Annotated in this window: 18 protein-coding genes; 3 read left to right on the top strand and 15 right to left on the bottom strand. The window is 67.8% G+C overall.

Annotated elements, in window-relative coordinates; genetic code table 11:
* Window positions 1-56: 56 nt before the first annotated feature.
* The 3 genes from IE258_RS08420 to IE258_RS08410 form a co-directional block, all read right to left on the bottom strand.
* A complete protein-coding gene (locus IE258_RS08420; protein WP_125538610.1) occupies window positions 57-290 on the bottom strand; it encodes a helix-turn-helix domain-containing protein in 234 nt (77 codons plus the stop codon).
* Between the two features lie 463 nt (window positions 291-753).
* The gene (locus tag IE258_RS08415; RefSeq protein ID WP_189740902.1) at window positions 754-2,226 is read right to left on the bottom strand and encodes an AICE element replication initiation protein; all 1,473 of its coding nucleotides are present in this window, start codon (window positions 2,224-2,226) and stop codon (window positions 754-756) included.
* A 3-nt stretch (window positions 2,227-2,229) separates the two neighbouring features.
* Window positions 2,230-3,075 carry a bifunctional DNA primase/polymerase gene (locus IE258_RS08410; protein ID WP_189740899.1) on the bottom strand — a complete coding sequence of 282 codons (846 nt, stop codon included), beginning with the start codon at window positions 3,073-3,075 and terminating at the stop codon, window positions 2,230-2,232.
* A 141-nt stretch (window positions 3,076-3,216) separates the two neighbouring features.
* Between IE258_RS08410 and IE258_RS08405 the strand changes: the two genes are divergently transcribed.
* Window positions 3,217-4,236, top strand: a complete 1,020-nt coding sequence (locus tag IE258_RS08405; protein ID WP_189740897.1) for an SRA domain-containing endonuclease — start codon at window positions 3,217-3,219, stop codon at window positions 4,234-4,236.
* 2 nt (window positions 4,237-4,238) lie between these two features.
* Here the strand turns inward: IE258_RS08405 and IE258_RS08400 are convergent, their stop codons facing one another.
* From IE258_RS08400 to IE258_RS08355, 10 genes are all read right to left on the bottom strand, one after another.
* A complete protein-coding gene (locus tag IE258_RS08400) occupies window positions 4,239-4,709 on the bottom strand; it encodes a hypothetical protein (RefSeq protein ID WP_125537972.1) in 471 nt (156 codons plus the stop codon).
* Window positions 4,710-4,916: 207 nt separating this feature from the next.
* On the bottom strand, window positions 4,917-7,040 hold the full coding sequence (locus tag IE258_RS08395; RefSeq protein ID WP_189740893.1) for an ATP-binding protein: 2,124 nt from the start codon (window positions 7,038-7,040) through the stop codon (window positions 4,917-4,919).
* Between the two features lie 103 nt (window positions 7,041-7,143).
* Complete coding sequence (locus IE258_RS08390) at window positions 7,144-7,461, bottom strand: hypothetical protein (RefSeq protein WP_189740890.1); 318 nt, start codon at window positions 7,459-7,461, stop codon at window positions 7,144-7,146.
* Between the two features lie 2 nt (window positions 7,462-7,463).
* Window positions 7,464-7,703: a hypothetical protein gene (locus tag IE258_RS08385; protein WP_109204570.1), complete on the bottom strand. Its 240-nt coding sequence runs from the start codon at window positions 7,701-7,703 to the stop codon at window positions 7,464-7,466.
* Between the two features lie 15 nt (window positions 7,704-7,718).
* Window positions 7,719-8,042, bottom strand: a complete 324-nt coding sequence (locus tag IE258_RS08380) for an RRQRL motif-containing zinc-binding protein (RefSeq protein WP_109204571.1) — start codon at window positions 8,040-8,042, stop codon at window positions 7,719-7,721.
* Complete coding sequence (locus IE258_RS08375; RefSeq protein ID WP_189740887.1) at window positions 8,042-9,163, bottom strand: conjugal transfer protein; 1,122 nt, start codon at window positions 9,161-9,163, stop codon at window positions 8,042-8,044. Before IE258_RS08375 ends, IE258_RS08380 begins: the two co-directional genes overlap by 1 nt.
* Window positions 9,160-9,432, bottom strand: coding sequence for a DUF6303 family protein (locus IE258_RS08370; RefSeq protein ID WP_189740884.1), 273 nt, complete (start codon window positions 9,430-9,432; stop codon window positions 9,160-9,162). Before IE258_RS08370 ends, IE258_RS08375 begins: the two co-directional genes overlap by 4 nt.
* Window positions 9,429-9,692, bottom strand: a complete 264-nt coding sequence (locus IE258_RS08365) for a DUF6284 family protein (protein ID WP_189740882.1) — start codon at window positions 9,690-9,692, stop codon at window positions 9,429-9,431. The genes IE258_RS08370 and IE258_RS08365 overlap by 4 nt, the downstream gene beginning before the upstream one ends.
* A 102-nt stretch (window positions 9,693-9,794) precedes the next feature.
* Window positions 9,795-9,977 carry a hypothetical protein gene (locus tag IE258_RS08360; protein WP_189740879.1) on the bottom strand — a complete coding sequence of 61 codons (183 nt, stop codon included), beginning with the start codon at window positions 9,975-9,977 and terminating at the stop codon, window positions 9,795-9,797.
* Between the two features lie 420 nt (window positions 9,978-10,397).
* On the bottom strand, window positions 10,398-11,174 hold the full coding sequence (locus IE258_RS08355) for a GntR family transcriptional regulator (RefSeq protein ID WP_189740876.1): 777 nt from the start codon (window positions 11,172-11,174) through the stop codon (window positions 10,398-10,400).
* Between the two features lie 58 nt (window positions 11,175-11,232).
* On the opposite strand from IE258_RS08355, the gene IE258_RS08350 reads away from it, so the two are divergent.
* Window positions 11,233-11,661, top strand: a complete 429-nt coding sequence (locus tag IE258_RS08350; protein ID WP_189740873.1) for an NUDIX hydrolase — start codon at window positions 11,233-11,235, stop codon at window positions 11,659-11,661.
* 79 nt (window positions 11,662-11,740) lie between these two features.
* Window positions 11,741-12,133: a hypothetical protein gene (locus IE258_RS08345; RefSeq protein ID WP_189740870.1), complete on the top strand. Its 393-nt coding sequence runs from the start codon at window positions 11,741-11,743 to the stop codon at window positions 12,131-12,133.
* A gap of 139 nt (window positions 12,134-12,272) precedes the next feature.
* Here IE258_RS08345 and IE258_RS08340 read toward each other — a convergent pair whose 3' ends face one another.
* Window positions 12,273-13,454, bottom strand: coding sequence for a helix-turn-helix domain-containing protein (locus tag IE258_RS08340; RefSeq protein WP_189740867.1), 1,182 nt, complete (start codon window positions 13,452-13,454; stop codon window positions 12,273-12,275).
* A gap of 18 nt (window positions 13,455-13,472) precedes the next feature.
* Complete coding sequence (locus IE258_RS08335) at window positions 13,473-14,306, bottom strand: hypothetical protein (protein ID WP_189740864.1); 834 nt, start codon at window positions 14,304-14,306, stop codon at window positions 13,473-13,475.
* Between the last annotated feature and the right edge of the window lie 592 nt (window positions 14,307-14,898).

The raw sequence follows: 14,898 nt of genomic DNA, 5'->3' as shown, positions 1-14,898 counted from the left end.
GCAGTAGACAAACCGGAGCGCCGCCCGCGGGTCGGTCGGTGCTCCGGGAGGTGAGATCAGGCGGCGCGCTGTTCGGCGCGGCGGCGGGCGAGGTAGGCGGCGGGTGCATCGGCGGGGACGCGCCGGAGTCCGCCGATGGTCAGGGACTCCAGTTCTCCGGTGCGGATGAGGGCGTAGCAGGTGGTGCGGCCGATGCGGAGGCAGCGGGCGGCTTCTTCGACGGTCAACAGAACGGGGGGAAGGTCGCTGGCCTGGGCGAGTGGTGCGATGTCCACGGTGGTGATGCTCATGGAACGGTCTCCTCTGGACCTGTCCGTCGTGGCGCGGCGGTGTCTGGATCGGGAGTTCGCGTGTGTCCGAGGTGCGGATTTCTGCGTCACTGCGTCAAACACGTCATGCGGGCCTGTGACCTGTGGGTTTGTGTGACTCGGCGGTCTCGGGTGTCTGTCACCGCCGAGGGCATGTGTCACGGGCTGTGACGCGGGTGACGTGGTGTGACGCGGGTTTCGGGCGTCTGTGTCACTCGCGTTCAAGCAGGTCAGGGGCCGTCATTGGGGTGACGGATGACGCGGTGACGCAGGGACTCTCTCTTAGGACAAAAGAGAGGGGGTGGTTTCTGTTTGTGGTGCGGCTGCGGAGTTAAAGAAGGAGCCGCTTCGCGGCGCGTTCTTGGGGCGGCGGTCGCCGAACAGCAAGAGGAGCACCAGGTCAGCGGGTGCTCCTCTTGCTTGTCGTGCGGCTGAACACGCGCTGTCAGTGCAGGGAGCCCTGTTGGTGCAGGGGCTCGGGCACGGGGCGGGTCATGGCGATGTAGCGAGCGCTGCGGGTGCGTCCCCAGTCGATGACGACGCCACGGGCGGCGAACGTGGGCTGGAGGCGCTTGAGCCGGTCGGAGAGGACTTTGCCGGTGGTGGGCCAGCCCTTGGGCAGGGGACGGCAGTCCTCGCCACTGTGGAGGCGGCTGAGGCAGTCCAGCCACTCGGAAGAGGTCATGCGCTGCTCTGCACCCGGTTCCAGTCCGGCGGCGTGGTGCAGGACGGTCTGTGCCAACAGGTCGCCCTCGATCACGTCGTCGTTGAGTTCATCAAGGCTGGCCCGGTAGGCGGGCAGGGAGGCAAGGCCGGTCGCCGTGTCGAACTGCGCGCACAGGTGGGCGAAGTCGGCCATGCGCAGGTCGGTGGGCGTGGGGGCGGTTGCGGCGCGGACCTTGACGGTGAGGTCAAGGAGCGAGCCGAGGATGACGGGCAGGGCGGCGGTGAAGTCGGCCCACAGTTCCGCTTCGGTGCGCCGCACCTTCGGGCGCTCCAGACGCAGGGGCAGGAGCCGTTCCGCGAGGTCAGGCCGGATGACGCCCACGTCGATACCGGTCAGGAGCAGGGGGCGGCGGTAGCGGGAACGGTACACGTCGCCGTCGCTGAACAGGGCGCGCTTGATGGACTCGGCTCCGGTGACGATGCAGCACATGAGGTCGGACAGGTCCGGGGCCAGGTGGGAGAGGTTGTCCAGGGCGGTGATCCAGCCTGCCGCCACGGCGGTGATCAGGCTTTCCTCGTCCTTGGGCGCGCGGCGCAGGTCTCCGCTCATGCCCTCGATGATGCGCACCAGCATGCGGCCCGCGGTGGACTTGCCGGCGCCCTGCGGACCGGTGAGGAACGGCGCGGGGACGGGAACGCCCGGTTCCAGGCAGCCGACGAGCCAGGCCAGCGCCAGGCATTCGGTGTCCGGGGTGGCGAAGTTGGTCAGCCTCAGCAGGGCGTCGATGCCCTGCCCGCCCGTGTCCTTGGCGGGTAGGGGCAGTTCGCCGGTGAGCTGGGTGCGGCGCCAGCAGACCTCTGCGGGGTCGGGAATGGCGATGGTCCAGCCGGTGGGGTGGATGCGCACGGACTGGCCGTCGTCGCGGCCGAGGTCGAGCCAGGTGGCCCCGTCCGAGCCGGGTGCCACGCGGATATGGGTGGCCTGCACGTCCTGAGAGAGAGCGAGTGCTTCGATCAAGTCCAGTGCCTCCTTCAAGGCGGTGCCGTTGAATACGCCGATCCCGTCCCGGAAGAGGCCGACCATGAGTTCCTGGCGGTGGCTCCCGGTGGTGCCTTGAGAGCGGATGGGCCGGGCTACGGGGTGGCCGTTGCGCTGGGCGTAGACGGTGCCGTCGACAGTGCGGAAGTAGCGGAAATGGGCCTGCGCGTAGTCGGTGATGACCTCGCGACCCGTCTTCTCGTCCTCGGACACGGTTCACATCCCCAAAGCGGTCAGGGCGTTGGCCCACGCGTCCGTGCAGTGCCGGGCCGTCTCGCCCTTGGCCTGCGCGGCGGTGAACAGTCGGGCAACGTGGGTGTCGGTGAGGCAGCCGCACCGGCCGTGCCGGGACAGCACCGCGAGGAACGTGCGGTACACGGTCGCGTGAACCGCGCTGGACGCCTCGGTGATGCGCTGCTCGGCCATGGCGATGCCACGGTCCAGGTAGGCGGGCGTGCGGTGCGGGCACTCCCCGCCCCCGGCAACCGCAGGCACGATGACGGACGCCGGGCGGAGCGGGGAGGGCTTCTTGACGGCCAGGGCGCAGACGGCGTCGGGCAGGTCTGCCATCGTGCCGGTGCCAGGGCCGAGGTAGCGGGCATAGGCCATGGTCGACTTGATGTCCACGCCGGACCGCACCGCGTTGCGGGAGGTCATTGCGCCCCGGTAGATCCAGTGCTGGCCGCGCGTAGTCGGCACGGTCCGTGTGGCGGGCAGGGCGGTGCGGGCCCACGCGATGGCTTCCGCGTCGTCCAGGTCGACCACGGTCAGGCCGGCGCCGCCGGGGTGGTAGCCGACGCACACCGCCCGGCGCCACGCCGCCGCCCATGCGGGCGAGACGATGACGGCCGGGTCGGTGGTGGCGGCGGCCCACCCGTGGCACGGGGCCGCGCACCGGCACGGGCCGGGTGCCTTCATGTTCGGCCGGCCGCCGCACGCGTTGTTCGCGCACGCGGGGCAGTTGCCGAACGGGACCTTTCCCCGGCGCAGGGGCAGCACGGGCACGCCGGACGCTGCGAGGCTCAGCGCCGTGTGCTGCGGATGGAGCGTGGGTTGCGTCATGCTGGGGTATCTCCAGTTCCTTTGTTGGGTGCTGGTTGGCAAGGGCGGCCCCGCGTTCTTGGCGGAAGGTGGGGGCCGCCCTTTGCTGTGCCCCGGTAAATGGGGCGGCAGGTTGTCAGTGGGCGTGGTTAGGGTCGCGGCATGACGACGACCGTTGATCTTGTGCCGGGCATGGTGACGACGCGTGAGGCCATTGCCGCGGCCTACGGGTGTGGGACGTTCCAGGGCATCGAGCCGGCCGACGATGCGGGCAAGGTGTTCGTGTACTCCGATCCGTCCGTGGGTGAGGAGTACGGCTACACCTTCGATGGCCGCGCGGAAGACGATGAGTACGGGCCGCTGTATCTCTACACCGGCGCCGGCACCAAGGGAGATCAGAAGCCGTCCGGCCGCAATGGGTCATTGCTGACCGCGGCCGAGAAGAACCGTGAGATCCACCTGTTCGTCGAGAACGGCAAGGTGCCCGGCAGCGGCGCGAAGCAGCAGCGCTACATCGGTCAGATGGTGGTCGACCTGGTCAAGCCCTACGAGGTGCGGCGCGCACCGGGCAAGGACAAGGTCATGCGGAATGTGCTGGTGTTCCGCTTCCGGCCGGCCCCGGGAACGACGCCGGCGTGGACTGAGGCAGATCGCCTGCCGGATGCTCTGAAGACGGACGTTGAGATCACCGAACCGGGACAGGCCGCGGGTACCCCTGCGCCTGTCGTCTTGCCGCAGCAGAGCGGAGCGAAGGCCAAGAAGACCGAGCAGCACGGCACCGCCGAAACGGTCGCGGACATTCCCGCCGGGCAGCGCAAGGTCCTGCGCCGCGAGGGTGAACTGGTCACCGCGTTCGTGGCTCACCTGACTGCGGCTGGCCACGAGACCCACAGCTTCCAGATCACCATCAAGGGCGAGCCCGGCGCGCTCACCCCCGACCTGTACGACGCGACGGATCACGTGCTGTACGAGGCGAAGGGCCAGACGACACGCGCCAACGTGCGCATGGCGATCGGGCAGTTGGCCGACTATCGCCGGCACATCCCCAACAAGGAGGGCCTGCGTGTTGCGGTGCTGCTTCCCAAGGAACCCACCGTAGACGTCCAGGACCTCCTTGCCGAGGAAGGCGTGTCGCTGGTCTACCAGACCGAGGATGGCTTTGTTGGTTGGCCGCTCGCCTAGCCTCAGCCGCGGAAGTTGCTCCGCTTGATCACGGCCTTGCGAATGTTCACCGTCGTTCCTGCCCCGCCCTGGTGGCCGCTCGCGCTGAAGAGCTGTACGGCGATCCATCCGCCGAAGATCACGGCTGCGAGGGTGATCAGTTGGGTGATGAACGCGGTGAGCGCGGCGATGAACGAGGTGAGCAGGATCAGCCCGCCGCACACCGCGAGGAACCCGACGCCCCCGAGGGCGACGTTCACCGCCGTCCGGGAGACGGCCGGCTTGGGCGCGACCGGCTCGGGCTGGGCGGGGTTGATGGCGTAGCCGGTGACGACGCGGCCGTCGGGCAGGACGATGCTCGCCACCGCCGGAACGGCGTTCGGCTGCACCGGCACGACCGGCGCCGACACCGGCACAGCGGGCGGGAGCGGGGTCGGGTGGTGGACCTCCACGGCCCGCTGGGCGGGCACGTGCGGTGTGTTCTCGGGGTACATGCGGAATCCCTTCCGAACGTGGGTCAGGGAGGCAGAGACACCCCCTGCCGGGGGCGTTGTGGAGGGGTGATTCAGGGGTCTGACCTGCGTGCCTCCCTGACTCCCTGGACGATCATTTACGCAGGTCAGGGCGAGGGAGGCGGGGTAGGGAGGCGGTCAGGGAGTTCTCCCTGCCTCCCTGCCCCGCCGGCGGTCGGCTCCCTGCCGTCATTCGGCGGAAGCGGAACCCTCAGCGTCGCGGTCGGCAAGGGCGCGGGCGACGCGGTCGCGGGCCACGCACATGACGCCGTCGGACTTGTACGGGCTGGCGCCGGCGTCGTCCAGGACGCGCTTGAGGTCGAGGAACGACCAGCCGCCGTAAGCGGCCGTGTTGAGCGCGGCGAGCCGGGCGAGCACGTCCTTGGTCCGCACGCGCGTCGCGTCGCCGATGACAGCGGCGATGTCGGTCAGCGGGTCGTGCTCCTCTTCATGCTCGATGGCGCGCAGAGTCGTGACGCCGTCGCGCAGTGCCTTGGCCCGGTCGGCGATGGCCTGCGCCGCGTCGTCGTCGATGAAGTGCGTCCGCACGGTGATGGACGCCTGCCCGGCGGGAATGGCGATGCCGTCGGAGGCAACGACCAGCGTGCCCTTGTCCAGGCCCTGCCGGAGCAGGTGCGGGGCGGCGCCGCCGTTGACGGCCTTGTCCCCCAGCGCCATCCGGGACTGCTGCTCGGTGCCCAGCGCGAGGGACGCGCGGGTGTGGGCGCCCTCGCGGACCAGCTTGGGCAGGTTCTGGTCGGTGGGGTCCTGCGTGCCCTGCCACATCAGCACGTCCACGGCACGGCCCTGGTTGTGAATCTTGCGGACCGCCATGAAGTACCGGGACGTGGCCTTGCTGCCGCCATAGGGGCGGCCCTCGTCGTCCTTGGCCGGGCACATGAACGCCACCTGCGCTTCGTCCACCAGGACGATGAGCGGCGGGAACTTCGCGTTCGGGTCCTTCTGCCGGATCTCCAGGCGGCGGTTCATCTCGGTGACCGCGTCCTCTGCCATCTCGGTGGCCTGGATGACGTGGTCATCGGTCGGCCCCTGGATGAGCACGGACGCGATGCCGTCAAACGGCCGCCAGTCGCCGGCACCCTTGAGGTCGGCAAGCCAGAACTGCACCGACCGGTCCAGCGACAACCACAGGGCCAGCGCCCGCAGCGCGGCCGTCTTCCCCTGGTTCGACAACCCCGTGACCAACAGGTGGCGCTGGTAGACGCTCATGCTGGCCGCGTCACCGCGCAAGTCCTGGCCCCACGGCGCCTTTCCCTTGGCGTAGTCGGCGGTCAACGTCTCGTCAGTGACCAGCGGGGACGGACCGATCGGCTCGTCCAGCGCCCCCGAGTCGGCGATCCACAGCCGCACCGTACGCGCGGCCTGCGGGATCGTGATGAACACCTCGTGCTCGTGCCGGGTCAGGTTCTCGGCGAGCTTGCGCCGCTTGTGCTGCACCTCCACCGTCGACACCCCAGAGGGCAGAGTCACGTCCACCTCGACACCGCATCCGGCGATCCGGATCGGCCCGAGCATGGAGGCGCCGGCGTCGCCCATCTCCTTGATGGCGTTGCGCAGGGCGGGCACGCCGAGATCGCGCAGGGCTTTGACCACGATGGACGGGGTGATCAGCTCCCCCTCACCGCCCCGGACGTTCGCGGGCAGGACCCAGGCGGGGGCGGCTTGCTGCTTACGGCCGACCGACCACAGCGCCAGCAACGCCAGGAACGGGCCGATCGTGAGCGCTGGACCCCATACGACCTGCACGATGCGGATGAGCAGGGCGATGAAGTCGATCGTGGCCGACAGCGGGGTGATGACGTCCCCTACCTGGCCAGTGTTGATGGCCATCACGACGCCGAGGGCGACCAGCACGCCGATGCTCATGCCGGCGCCGACGGCCACGCCCTTGGCCGCTTCCACCGGGGAGTGGAGGAGGTCCATGCGGCGGTGGTGGCGGGCGGCGCGGAAGCGCTGCAACCGCTCCTCCCACTCCTCGGCCGCTTCCAGGTTCCCCGCGGCTTCCGCCGCCCGGATCATCCGCTCGTACCGCGAGCCGGTACGGCCGTCCCACGCTCGACGGGCCACGATCCGCCCGCCGTTGAAGGTGTAGAGGCCGTGCCGCGCCGTCGCCCGCACCGTGGCCCGGGTCGTCTCGTGCGTGGCCACGGTCTTCACTGCGCGGCGGGAGCGCACCCACAGCGGCACCGGCCGCGCGGGCGGCGCGTCCGGCACGACGGTGAGCACGGTCGGGGTCGTGTCCGGGGGCGGGGGGTCGGTGGGCTTGTGGAGGTGAACGACGTTCTCAGACATGCTGGGACTGCTCCTGACTGCCCCTTCGGGGCGGGAGTAAGGGAGTGAGCCGGGGTGGCCGGGTCCGTGGAAAGAGCGGCCACCCCGGTACTGAAACGGCTGGTCAGAACCAGCCCGGCGACTTCTTGGCCGCCTTGCTGCGGGCGGCCTCGGTCATGAGGCGCTGCCGTTCGGCGTGCAGGGCGGTCAGCTCTGCGTTCAGCCGCATTTCGGCGCTGTTGCCGGTGGTGTCCATCCGGCGTTCCTCACGGCCGGCGCTACGGCCCCGGGCGACCTTGTAGCCACCGACGGCCAGCGCGCGGGCCATGGCCCGGCGTTCACTGCCGGTCAGCGGCCACCACTCACCCCGGCGGACCGCTTCCAACTTCTTCTCCGTCGTCTGGATCGCACGATCCAACCGGCGGATATCGGCGTTGCGCATGGTCAGACGCTCCTCGGGCCCTGGTTGAAGTCGGCGGCGGCCTGGCGGGCGGTGTCCCTGATGCCGGTCACCAGCTCCTCAAGCCGGTCGAGGGGGACGTAGATCAGCCGACTCTGCCCGCCGCCGCTGATCCGCACGGCTACGGCGGGCTCGGCGCGGTCGGTACCGGCCCGCAGGATGACCGCCTCGGCGGTCAGCGTCGCGAAGTCGCCTCCACGGTTGAAGGTGAAGCGGTTGGCCATCGGTGTCCTCTCAGGTCAGGTGGTGTCGTGGCAGGGCACGCAGGTTCCGAGCGAGGCAGGGATGACGTAGCCCGCATCCCGGTGGCACTGCGGGCAGGTGCGGCGGGCCCGGTTCGCCGCCGCGAGCGCGGCCCACCGGCCCGGCGTCATCGGCCGTACGGGCTTGGCGAGGTCGACGCGGTAGAGGTAGGCGACCAGCGGTTCCCGTCGGCGGCGCGGCCGTTCGAGCTGCGCGGCCACCCCCTGGCCACCGGGCCGCAGCCCGCGGGCGCGGAGTTGGCGGCGGGTGGCGTAGCCGTCGGGGGCCAGGCGCCACCGGAACACCGGCAGCGCCCCCATCACGCGACCTCAGCCGCCGTAGCGGCCCGCTCGGCGAGCAGGGTGTCCCGCAGCATCCGGGCGTTCGCCGGCGACGTGCGCACCTCCCGGCGGATGCCCTCGGCGGTCACCTTCGCGTCGGGCCAGTCGGCCGTCGCCTTGCGTGCTTCGGCGAGCAACTGTTCCGGCGTGCGCTTCGGTCGGGTCGGCTTGGCCGCGTCCGGCACACGGCCGGTGGCGCGGCGCGGTCGGGTCGACTCCGCCGGCGCGGTGCGCGGCTCGATCGAGGCGACCGGCGTGGGGTCGACCGGCGGGAGCGGCTTGAGGAGCGGAGTCGACTTGCCCAGGTCGACTGCGACCGGATCGGGCACGGTCAGCCGGGTCAGCGTCACCACTGGGGCCGGCGTCGATTCCGGCAGGTCAGCCATAGACCGTTTCATATCGGTCTTGGTGGTTTTATCCGCATTCGTGACCGGGGTGGGATCGAGCACGGTGCCGCCGAACATCGAGGCGAGGGCGGTGTCCGCGCCGGCGGTGACGCGGTCGCGCTGCACGTCCAGCAGCCTCGATCCGAGCGCGGTGTCCCCGACTCCGACCTTGCGGGCCAGGCGCCACGACTTCCGCTCGGACCACTTCTTGACGCGGTCGCTGGGGTGCTGGGTGGCGCGGGCACGGTGGTAGGCCAGGGCCTGCACCAGGTCGGCGGTGCGACGCTCGTTCTCCGCGTCGCGGCCGTCGGTGTGCACCACGATCCGCCGGGCGAGGAACGCCATGCCCTCGGCCGAGACGGACATGCCCATCGGGGTCAGGGCGTAGATCACGGTCCGCCCCGGATCGGGGGCGGCCATCGCGCCCATCACGGCGGCGGCGGCCGGCAGCGCCCACAGCCCGAGCCGGACGATGCGCGGGGAGGACTGGCCCAGCATGGTCAGCCCGAGCAGGACCAGGGCGAGCACGGCGGTGGCCCCCTCACCGGCGGCGAGCGCCCCGAGCGCGGTGCCCTTGCCGTAGGCGTGGCCAATGTTGCTGTACGTGCCGATCCCGCCGAACACGCCCGTGGCCAGCATCGGCACGAACGCGGCGGCCAGCACCCCGACCTGTACACGGGTGAGCTTCGCCCCGGTCGTCTCGGTGGCGCTCATGCCGCACCGTCCTTGCGCCGGACGTCCACGGACGCCAGCAGTTCCACGCGATCCATGACCCCGGTGGAGCACTCCTGCCACTCCCACACGGCGCCGTCCGCGAGGACGTAACCGAGCTGGGCCAGAGCATCCACCCGCTCCTGCACCGTGGGGACTGGCCCGGTCCGCCCGAACGAGTGCTCGGGCCAGTCCAGGCTCATCCGGTCGGTGACGACGTACAGCTCCCACTCACCGTGGAAGCTGTTGGACAACCGCGCGCCGTACGTCATGCCGCACCCCCCGCCCGGCCGGCCGCGCGGTTGACCAGCGAAACCCGGGCGGCCAGCGCCCGGCGGCGGGCCCGGCGGATGCGCCGGTCGTCCAGCTCGGTCGGCGTGCGGTCGAGGGTGACGATGTGCGCGTCCAGCAGGTCGACGTCCGCCAGGATGACGGGCATCTCCTGCTCGATCGCGTCCAGCTCGGCGTCCGTCGGCTCCATGAAGTCGGCGAACGCGGTAACAGCGTCCTGAACAGTGACGATGTGGTTCATGGGTCGTGGTCTCCCTAGCAGGTGAAACGGCCCGAACAGCGCCCCCGGTGTTCCAGCACCGGGGGCGCGCGCCGTCTATGGGGTGTGGGGCAGGCGGGATGCCTACATCCGGGTGATCGTGATGGTGCCGGTCGTGGGGTCGTAACCCCTGCTACGCAGGCTGCGCTCGACCGCCTTCTTGGCGGCCTGCTGCGATGACGCGGTCAACGTTCCGTGCGCGTTCCTGACGTACCCGGGGGCCAGGTGGTCTGCGAGCTTTACGGCGGTGAAGTGGTACTTCGGCATGGCGGTCTCCCCTCGGTATGGGGCCGGCCCGTTCCGGCTCCCCTCAGCGCTGCACGTACGAGACGTGCAGCGGAGGCAACCGGCCGCAGTCAGTGCTGCGGCTGGGTGAGGCAGTGCGGTGTCTCCTTCGGGAACACGGGCTCCCGTTTCAGGCGTATGGAGACGTGACCTTTCGGTCTAAGCCCTCCCGAATGACCAGGGTCGGGTGCGCCCTCGGCCCGCTCTGTCCCGGGCCCCTTGGCGTCGCATCTGGAGATTCGACGCCCGTTCATGCAGGTCACGCAGTGATCCACACGACAGCACCTGCACTTATGTACTCATGTGCAGGAGTGACATGTAAGAGAGTGCCCAACTCCTCTACATGAGTCAACCCGCCGCGCGAATATCGTGCGGCGGGTTGGGGGCCTAGGAGGTGGGCGATCAGTCCCCCGCAGGGATGCGGTACTCCAAAACGAACTGGTCAGCGGCCATGAACGTGTCACAGACCTCGATGACTCGACCCGCCTCAGATTCGGCGTTCCGCGTCAGATGAATGATGGGCGATCCCGGGCTCAGGCTCAGCGCACCGATCTCGTGCTTGGTCGCGAGGCGAACGCGAACCGTCTCGGACAGCTCCTTCAGGGTGTGCCCGTGCTCCTCAAGCCGGGCGTAGATTCCACCGCCGCCAGGGTTCTCCTCGAACAGCTCAGGGATGTCCTTTGCGATGTCCCAGGGAAGGTAGGAAGTGGCTTCCTCGGTGGGGATGCCGTCGCTGAAGTACAGGCGACGCCGTGATAGCACCTTCGCGCCGACCGGGACGGACAAGCGCTCCGCAATCTCGTCCGGGGCCTCGGTCGGCCCGACATAGAGCACACTCACGCTGGGCGTGCTGCCCGCCTGCTCTGCCTCTGCCAGGTAGGCCGCCTTGCCCGCCGTCCGGTGGGACCGGCGGAAGCGGTCCGAGGACTTTCGCCGCACAGGAGGGCGCCGCTTCACATACGAGCCCTTGCCGTGACGTGTCTCGATGAGCCCTGTGGCGCGCAGCTCAGCGAACGCCTTGCGGACCGTCCCTTGGGACGCCCCGTACTTCTTCATGAGATCGGACTCGCTGGGCACCTGCTCACCTGGAGCGAGGACCTGTTCCTTGATCTGTTGAACCAGGTCGTCTGCGATCTGTAGGTACTTCGGCTTTCCTGAGTCTCGGGAAGGCGTGGGCATGTCCTACTGTTCCTCCTAGGCTCATGTACATAAGCAACGCTACCCGGAGGGTGCGTCAATGCCGCTTCACTCAGTCTCGGTCGCTGGCGTAGTAGTGCGGGATGACGGGCGCGTCCTGGTCATCCGGCGTGCGGACAACGGCACCTGGGAACCGCCCGGTGGTGTCCTCGAACTGGATGAGCGCCCCGAGGACGGGGCGGTCCGGGAAGTGCTCGAAGAGACTGGCATCCGCGTCTCAGTCGAGCGGCTGACCGGGGTCTACAAGAACATCAGCCGGGGTGTGGTGGCCCTCGTCTTCCTGTGCCGGCCGATCGATGGTGCAGAGCGGACGTCGAGCGAGTCGACCGCTGTGGAGTGGCTGACCGCCGAGGAAGTCGAGAACGTGATGGGGGAGGTCTACGCCGTGCGCGTGCTCGATGCTCTGGATGCCGCGTGCACCCCCCACGTCCGCTCGCACGACGGCTGCCACCTGCTCAAATCCGCCTGAGCTGACATCAGTCCCTCACAACGGCGGAATCACGGGTGTTCACCTGATCAACGGCATGAACCCCTGCGACCATGGAGTCATGCCAACGCCTGGAACGCCTCTCCAAGCTGCCCTCATCCCCGACTGCACTGAGCTGGAAGCCCACCGCGCTGCGTACAAGAAAGCCAAGACCGACGATGCGATCTTTGTGTGCATCGCTCGCCATGGGCAGGGCTGGAAGGTGGAGCTTGACGCCATGGCCAGCCGCAAGCCCTACCTTCCGGACCAGGCGATGACCGTCCTGCAGTCCGCAGCTGAAGCGTTGGTCTTGGATGGCACTGTGGCGCAGGCCAACATTGGATCTGAATACATCTCGATGTGGCCGATCGATACCGAGGAGAGGGCACGCGAAATCGCGGCTGCGTTTCACGCTGCGATGCACGGCCTCCAGCAGCTACACATCGCCGTTCCCCGATCGCGTGAGAAGTCGTAGCCTCCAGGCATTTTGCGGAGTAGACGGCTCATCACGTTTGGTCTTCCGATGTCAGAGGCAGCCAGACACGGACTCAGATCTGATATTGCCCCGACCTGAGTCCGTGCGCAGTCATCCAGCAATTGATCGAGCCCGGGGCCTAAGTCCCGGGCTCATTATCCTTGCTTCGAAATAGAGGGATAACTCCGTCTGTGCTCTCGATTTCTTGAGTCGCAAGAAATAGCTCCTCGCGCACGGGGGCCCTGGCCGTCACTGTTCGGAATAGCCCTGGAGTAACCCGAGATTCCTTGGCCAATGAAAGTTCATCCATTCCTACGCTCGAAAGAATCTCTACCGCCTTTGGGTAAAGTGACGGCTGCTCCACGGCAGGCATCTCGCCTGGTTCTCGGCGACGCCATCCCTTCGATGACAAATAAGCGACTGCATTACGATACGTAACGTCACTCATGACGCCCAGGGCTCGGGATCGGTACAGCAAAGCCTGAAGACTTACGCCGTAAGTCTCCTTTAGTCTTGCCAGGACTCTCCAGTCTGCCTTGCTGGGCAGGAGATCTCCCAACTCGTCTTCTGGGAGCAGGAGTTCTGCTGCGAATCGGTGAGCCTGGTTCTCGACTACCTTGCTTCCCGGTTCGGCGTCCACGTGCATTACGAGGTGTCCAATTTCATGGGCAACATCGAAACGCTGGCGGTAGTAATCCTCCTTGGCCGGGTTGAGTACCACCGTGGGCCTATAGCCATCGTCAAAGGAGTAGGCGTCCACGGCAGCGGTCTGTGCAGGGCTGAAAACCACCACTACCCCATGGTTTTCCGCCAGACGCACCAGGTGACCAACTGGCCCAGAGCCGATGTCCCAGTGCTTCCGGAGGAGGCGGGCCGCCTCCTCCGGAAGGGTGCTGGACTCATCTTCCACATCGACGCTCAGGCGCGGCAGATTAGGTTCTGGAAACTCGACGTGCCGTTCGAGGGCTGCGCCTACGTCTCCAGAAATCACCCCGTAAGCGAAGGCTTGGTCACGCGCCAACTGTGTCGTTGAACGCAAGGAACGGAAGTGAGGTACAGAGTCACTGGCTGCCTGATGTGGGCCGGGAAGGAAGAAACCTGGATCCACCCCAAGCGTCAGGCATAGCTGCGCAACCGTCGCGGGAGCTGGACGTTTCGTGTTATTTTCGTACGCAGCGACAGCGGTGGGGCTTTTGTCGATCTTTGCTGCGAGAGCGTTCTTCCTCAAGCCGATAAGCTGTCGCGCGAGCGTCAAACGTCGTCCGTCGAAAAGGCGAGAGACGTCACCAACCTGCACATCTGTGCGGCGTGAGGAATTCATGACCATCCACTCGTTTCATTACTTGTCGTTCTTTCCCGACGCCTGGTGACGCTCTCCGCTCCCTTCCGACGGCTGCCGGCGAAGGCGAACGGGTGCGTCCTGGACGCCGGGCGCCCCAGGAAGAGGGCCGGGCGAAGTGGGAATCGGCTCGACAGTGGGAGTTCCCGGGTTGGTGGCAAGTAGATCATGCTTCCAGTACCAGGCATCTCCGCCCCCACGATTCAAACGAGAGCGCCCCAAGTAAAGTTCTCGGATGCCGAGCTCTCGTTCAATACTGTGGGCGACGATGAGCGTTGTCGCGTTGAGTTCCGCATCCTCTTCCCTCAGTGCCTCGATGGCAGCGGCGAGAGAATCGGTCTCCTCGTCGAACAGGGTGGGGTAAGGGTCCAGCCACCCGGTCGGCTGCCCCTGCGACGCAACGCGCTGCTTGGTGGGGCTCTTCTGCGGCCAGGGGATGCGGTTGCTCTCTCCGTACGGAAACGAGGTGAGCAGGAAACGCCAATCCCCACAGCGCCAACCCGGCGACTGGTTGAGGTGAGACCAGACGACCACGCCCGGGGTGATGAGCGGCATCTTGCGGTGCTCGCCCGGGGCCAGTCCGGCGGCCACTAGATCCAAGCCGGCGGATGCGGACTCAGGTGAATCCACGCTGTGCCTGCCCGTGGAGAACGCCCGGTGCAGTCGGTCAACGAAGAGCTTGTGGGCGGTAGAGCCAACCCAGCCCTGATCATGCCCCGTGTCGGGGTCGTAGTCCTCCATGGTGCGCCGGTAAGCCGACGCGTTGGCCCATGCCAGGGCCGCGAGAACACCACTGGACTCAAGGTCCTCAAGCGCATCCTGCTGTTCGCTCATGCTGCGTGACTCTACCCCATCTCAGTAAGTCGCGCGTGAAACTGAACCACACACCGACGGTAGTGCACCCAGGTAAACCGAACAGTTGAGCTATTACGGAGAGGAACTTACCGTCCTGCGGGCTGGCTCACCAGTGCATCAGCGCTTCTCGCGCCCGGGAGCCTGATGCAGTCGTACAACGACGCATCACGGCGATGGCCCTAAGGGGCTGATCTCGACCTCGTTGTCCTGGTTGTTGTCCAGTCCGCCGACGGACACCCCTGGCCACCGACGTTCACGCACGCGCTCTGACCTGCCGCGCAAACGTCTATGAACAGCCCCGTACAGCTATGCGCACAGTTGGAAAGCGTGTTGGGGGCAACCCCTCACGAGTTCGAATCTCGTATCCTCCGCCAGTGCCTCACCGGGCACGATGTCGAAGGGCCCCGCAGTTCGCTGCGGGGCCCTTCGGCGTGTGAGGGCGTCGGCCCGGCGGTGGCTGTGCGGCGTTGCTCCATGGAGGGGAATCTCGCGCGCCGTCAGGGTGTACTCACCCGGTTGATCGTCCGGGCGGTCGTTTTTCGGGTATGGAGCGGTTTGGTCTGTTCCATTC

Source organism: Streptomyces tendae, assembly GCF_014650435.1.
Taxonomy (GTDB): Bacteria; Actinomycetota; Actinomycetes; order Streptomycetales; family Streptomycetaceae; genus Streptomyces; species Streptomyces tendae.
This window is presented reverse-complemented; position numbering and strand designations above follow the sequence as displayed.

Bases quoted from the DNA above. Each gene is read 5' to 3' on its own strand.
- IE258_RS08350 (WP_189740873.1), top strand. From the start codon at position 11,233: ATGCCGCTTCACTCAGTCTCGGTCGCTGGCGTAGTAGTGCGGGATGAC.
- IE258_RS08345 (WP_189740870.1), top strand. From the start codon at position 11,741: ATGCCAACGCCTGGAACGCCTCTCCAAGCTGCCCTCATCCCCGACTGC.
- IE258_RS08380 (WP_109204571.1), bottom strand. From the start codon at position 8,042: ATGGGGGCGCTGCCGGTGTTCCGGTGGCGCCTGGCCCCCGACGGCTAC.
- IE258_RS08420 (WP_125538610.1), bottom strand. From the start codon at position 290: ATGAGCATCACCACCGTGGACATCGCACCACTCGCCCAGGCCAGCGAC.
- IE258_RS08400 (WP_125537972.1), bottom strand. From the start codon at position 4,709: ATGTACCCCGAGAACACACCGCACGTGCCCGCCCAGCGGGCCGTGGAG.
- IE258_RS08375 (WP_189740887.1), bottom strand. From the start codon at position 9,163: ATGAGCGCCACCGAGACGACCGGGGCGAAGCTCACCCGTGTACAGGTC.
- IE258_RS08385 (WP_109204570.1), bottom strand. From the start codon at position 7,703: ATGGCCAACCGCTTCACCTTCAACCGTGGAGGCGACTTCGCGACGCTG.
- IE258_RS08405 (WP_189740897.1), top strand. From the start codon at position 3,217: ATGACGACGACCGTTGATCTTGTGCCGGGCATGGTGACGACGCGTGAG.
- IE258_RS08340 (WP_189740867.1), bottom strand. From the start codon at position 13,454: ATGAATTCCTCACGCCGCACAGATGTGCAGGTTGGTGACGTCTCTCGC.
- IE258_RS08335 (WP_189740864.1), bottom strand. From the start codon at position 14,306: ATGAGCGAACAGCAGGATGCGCTTGAGGACCTTGAGTCCAGTGGTGTT.
- IE258_RS08370 (WP_189740884.1), bottom strand. From the start codon at position 9,432: ATGACGTACGGCGCGCGGTTGTCCAACAGCTTCCACGGTGAGTGGGAG.
- IE258_RS08360 (WP_189740879.1), bottom strand. From the start codon at position 9,977: ATGCCGAAGTACCACTTCACCGCCGTAAAGCTCGCAGACCACCTGGCC.
- IE258_RS08365 (WP_189740882.1), bottom strand. From the start codon at position 9,692: ATGAACCACATCGTCACTGTTCAGGACGCTGTTACCGCGTTCGCCGAC.
- IE258_RS08410 (WP_189740899.1), bottom strand. From the start codon at position 3,075: ATGACGCAACCCACGCTCCATCCGCAGCACACGGCGCTGAGCCTCGCA.
- IE258_RS08355 (WP_189740876.1), bottom strand. From the start codon at position 11,174: ATGCCCACGCCTTCCCGAGACTCAGGAAAGCCGAAGTACCTACAGATC.
- IE258_RS08395 (WP_189740893.1), bottom strand. From the start codon at position 7,040: ATGTCTGAGAACGTCGTTCACCTCCACAAGCCCACCGACCCCCCGCCC.
- IE258_RS08390 (WP_189740890.1), bottom strand. From the start codon at position 7,461: ATGCGCAACGCCGATATCCGCCGGTTGGATCGTGCGATCCAGACGACG.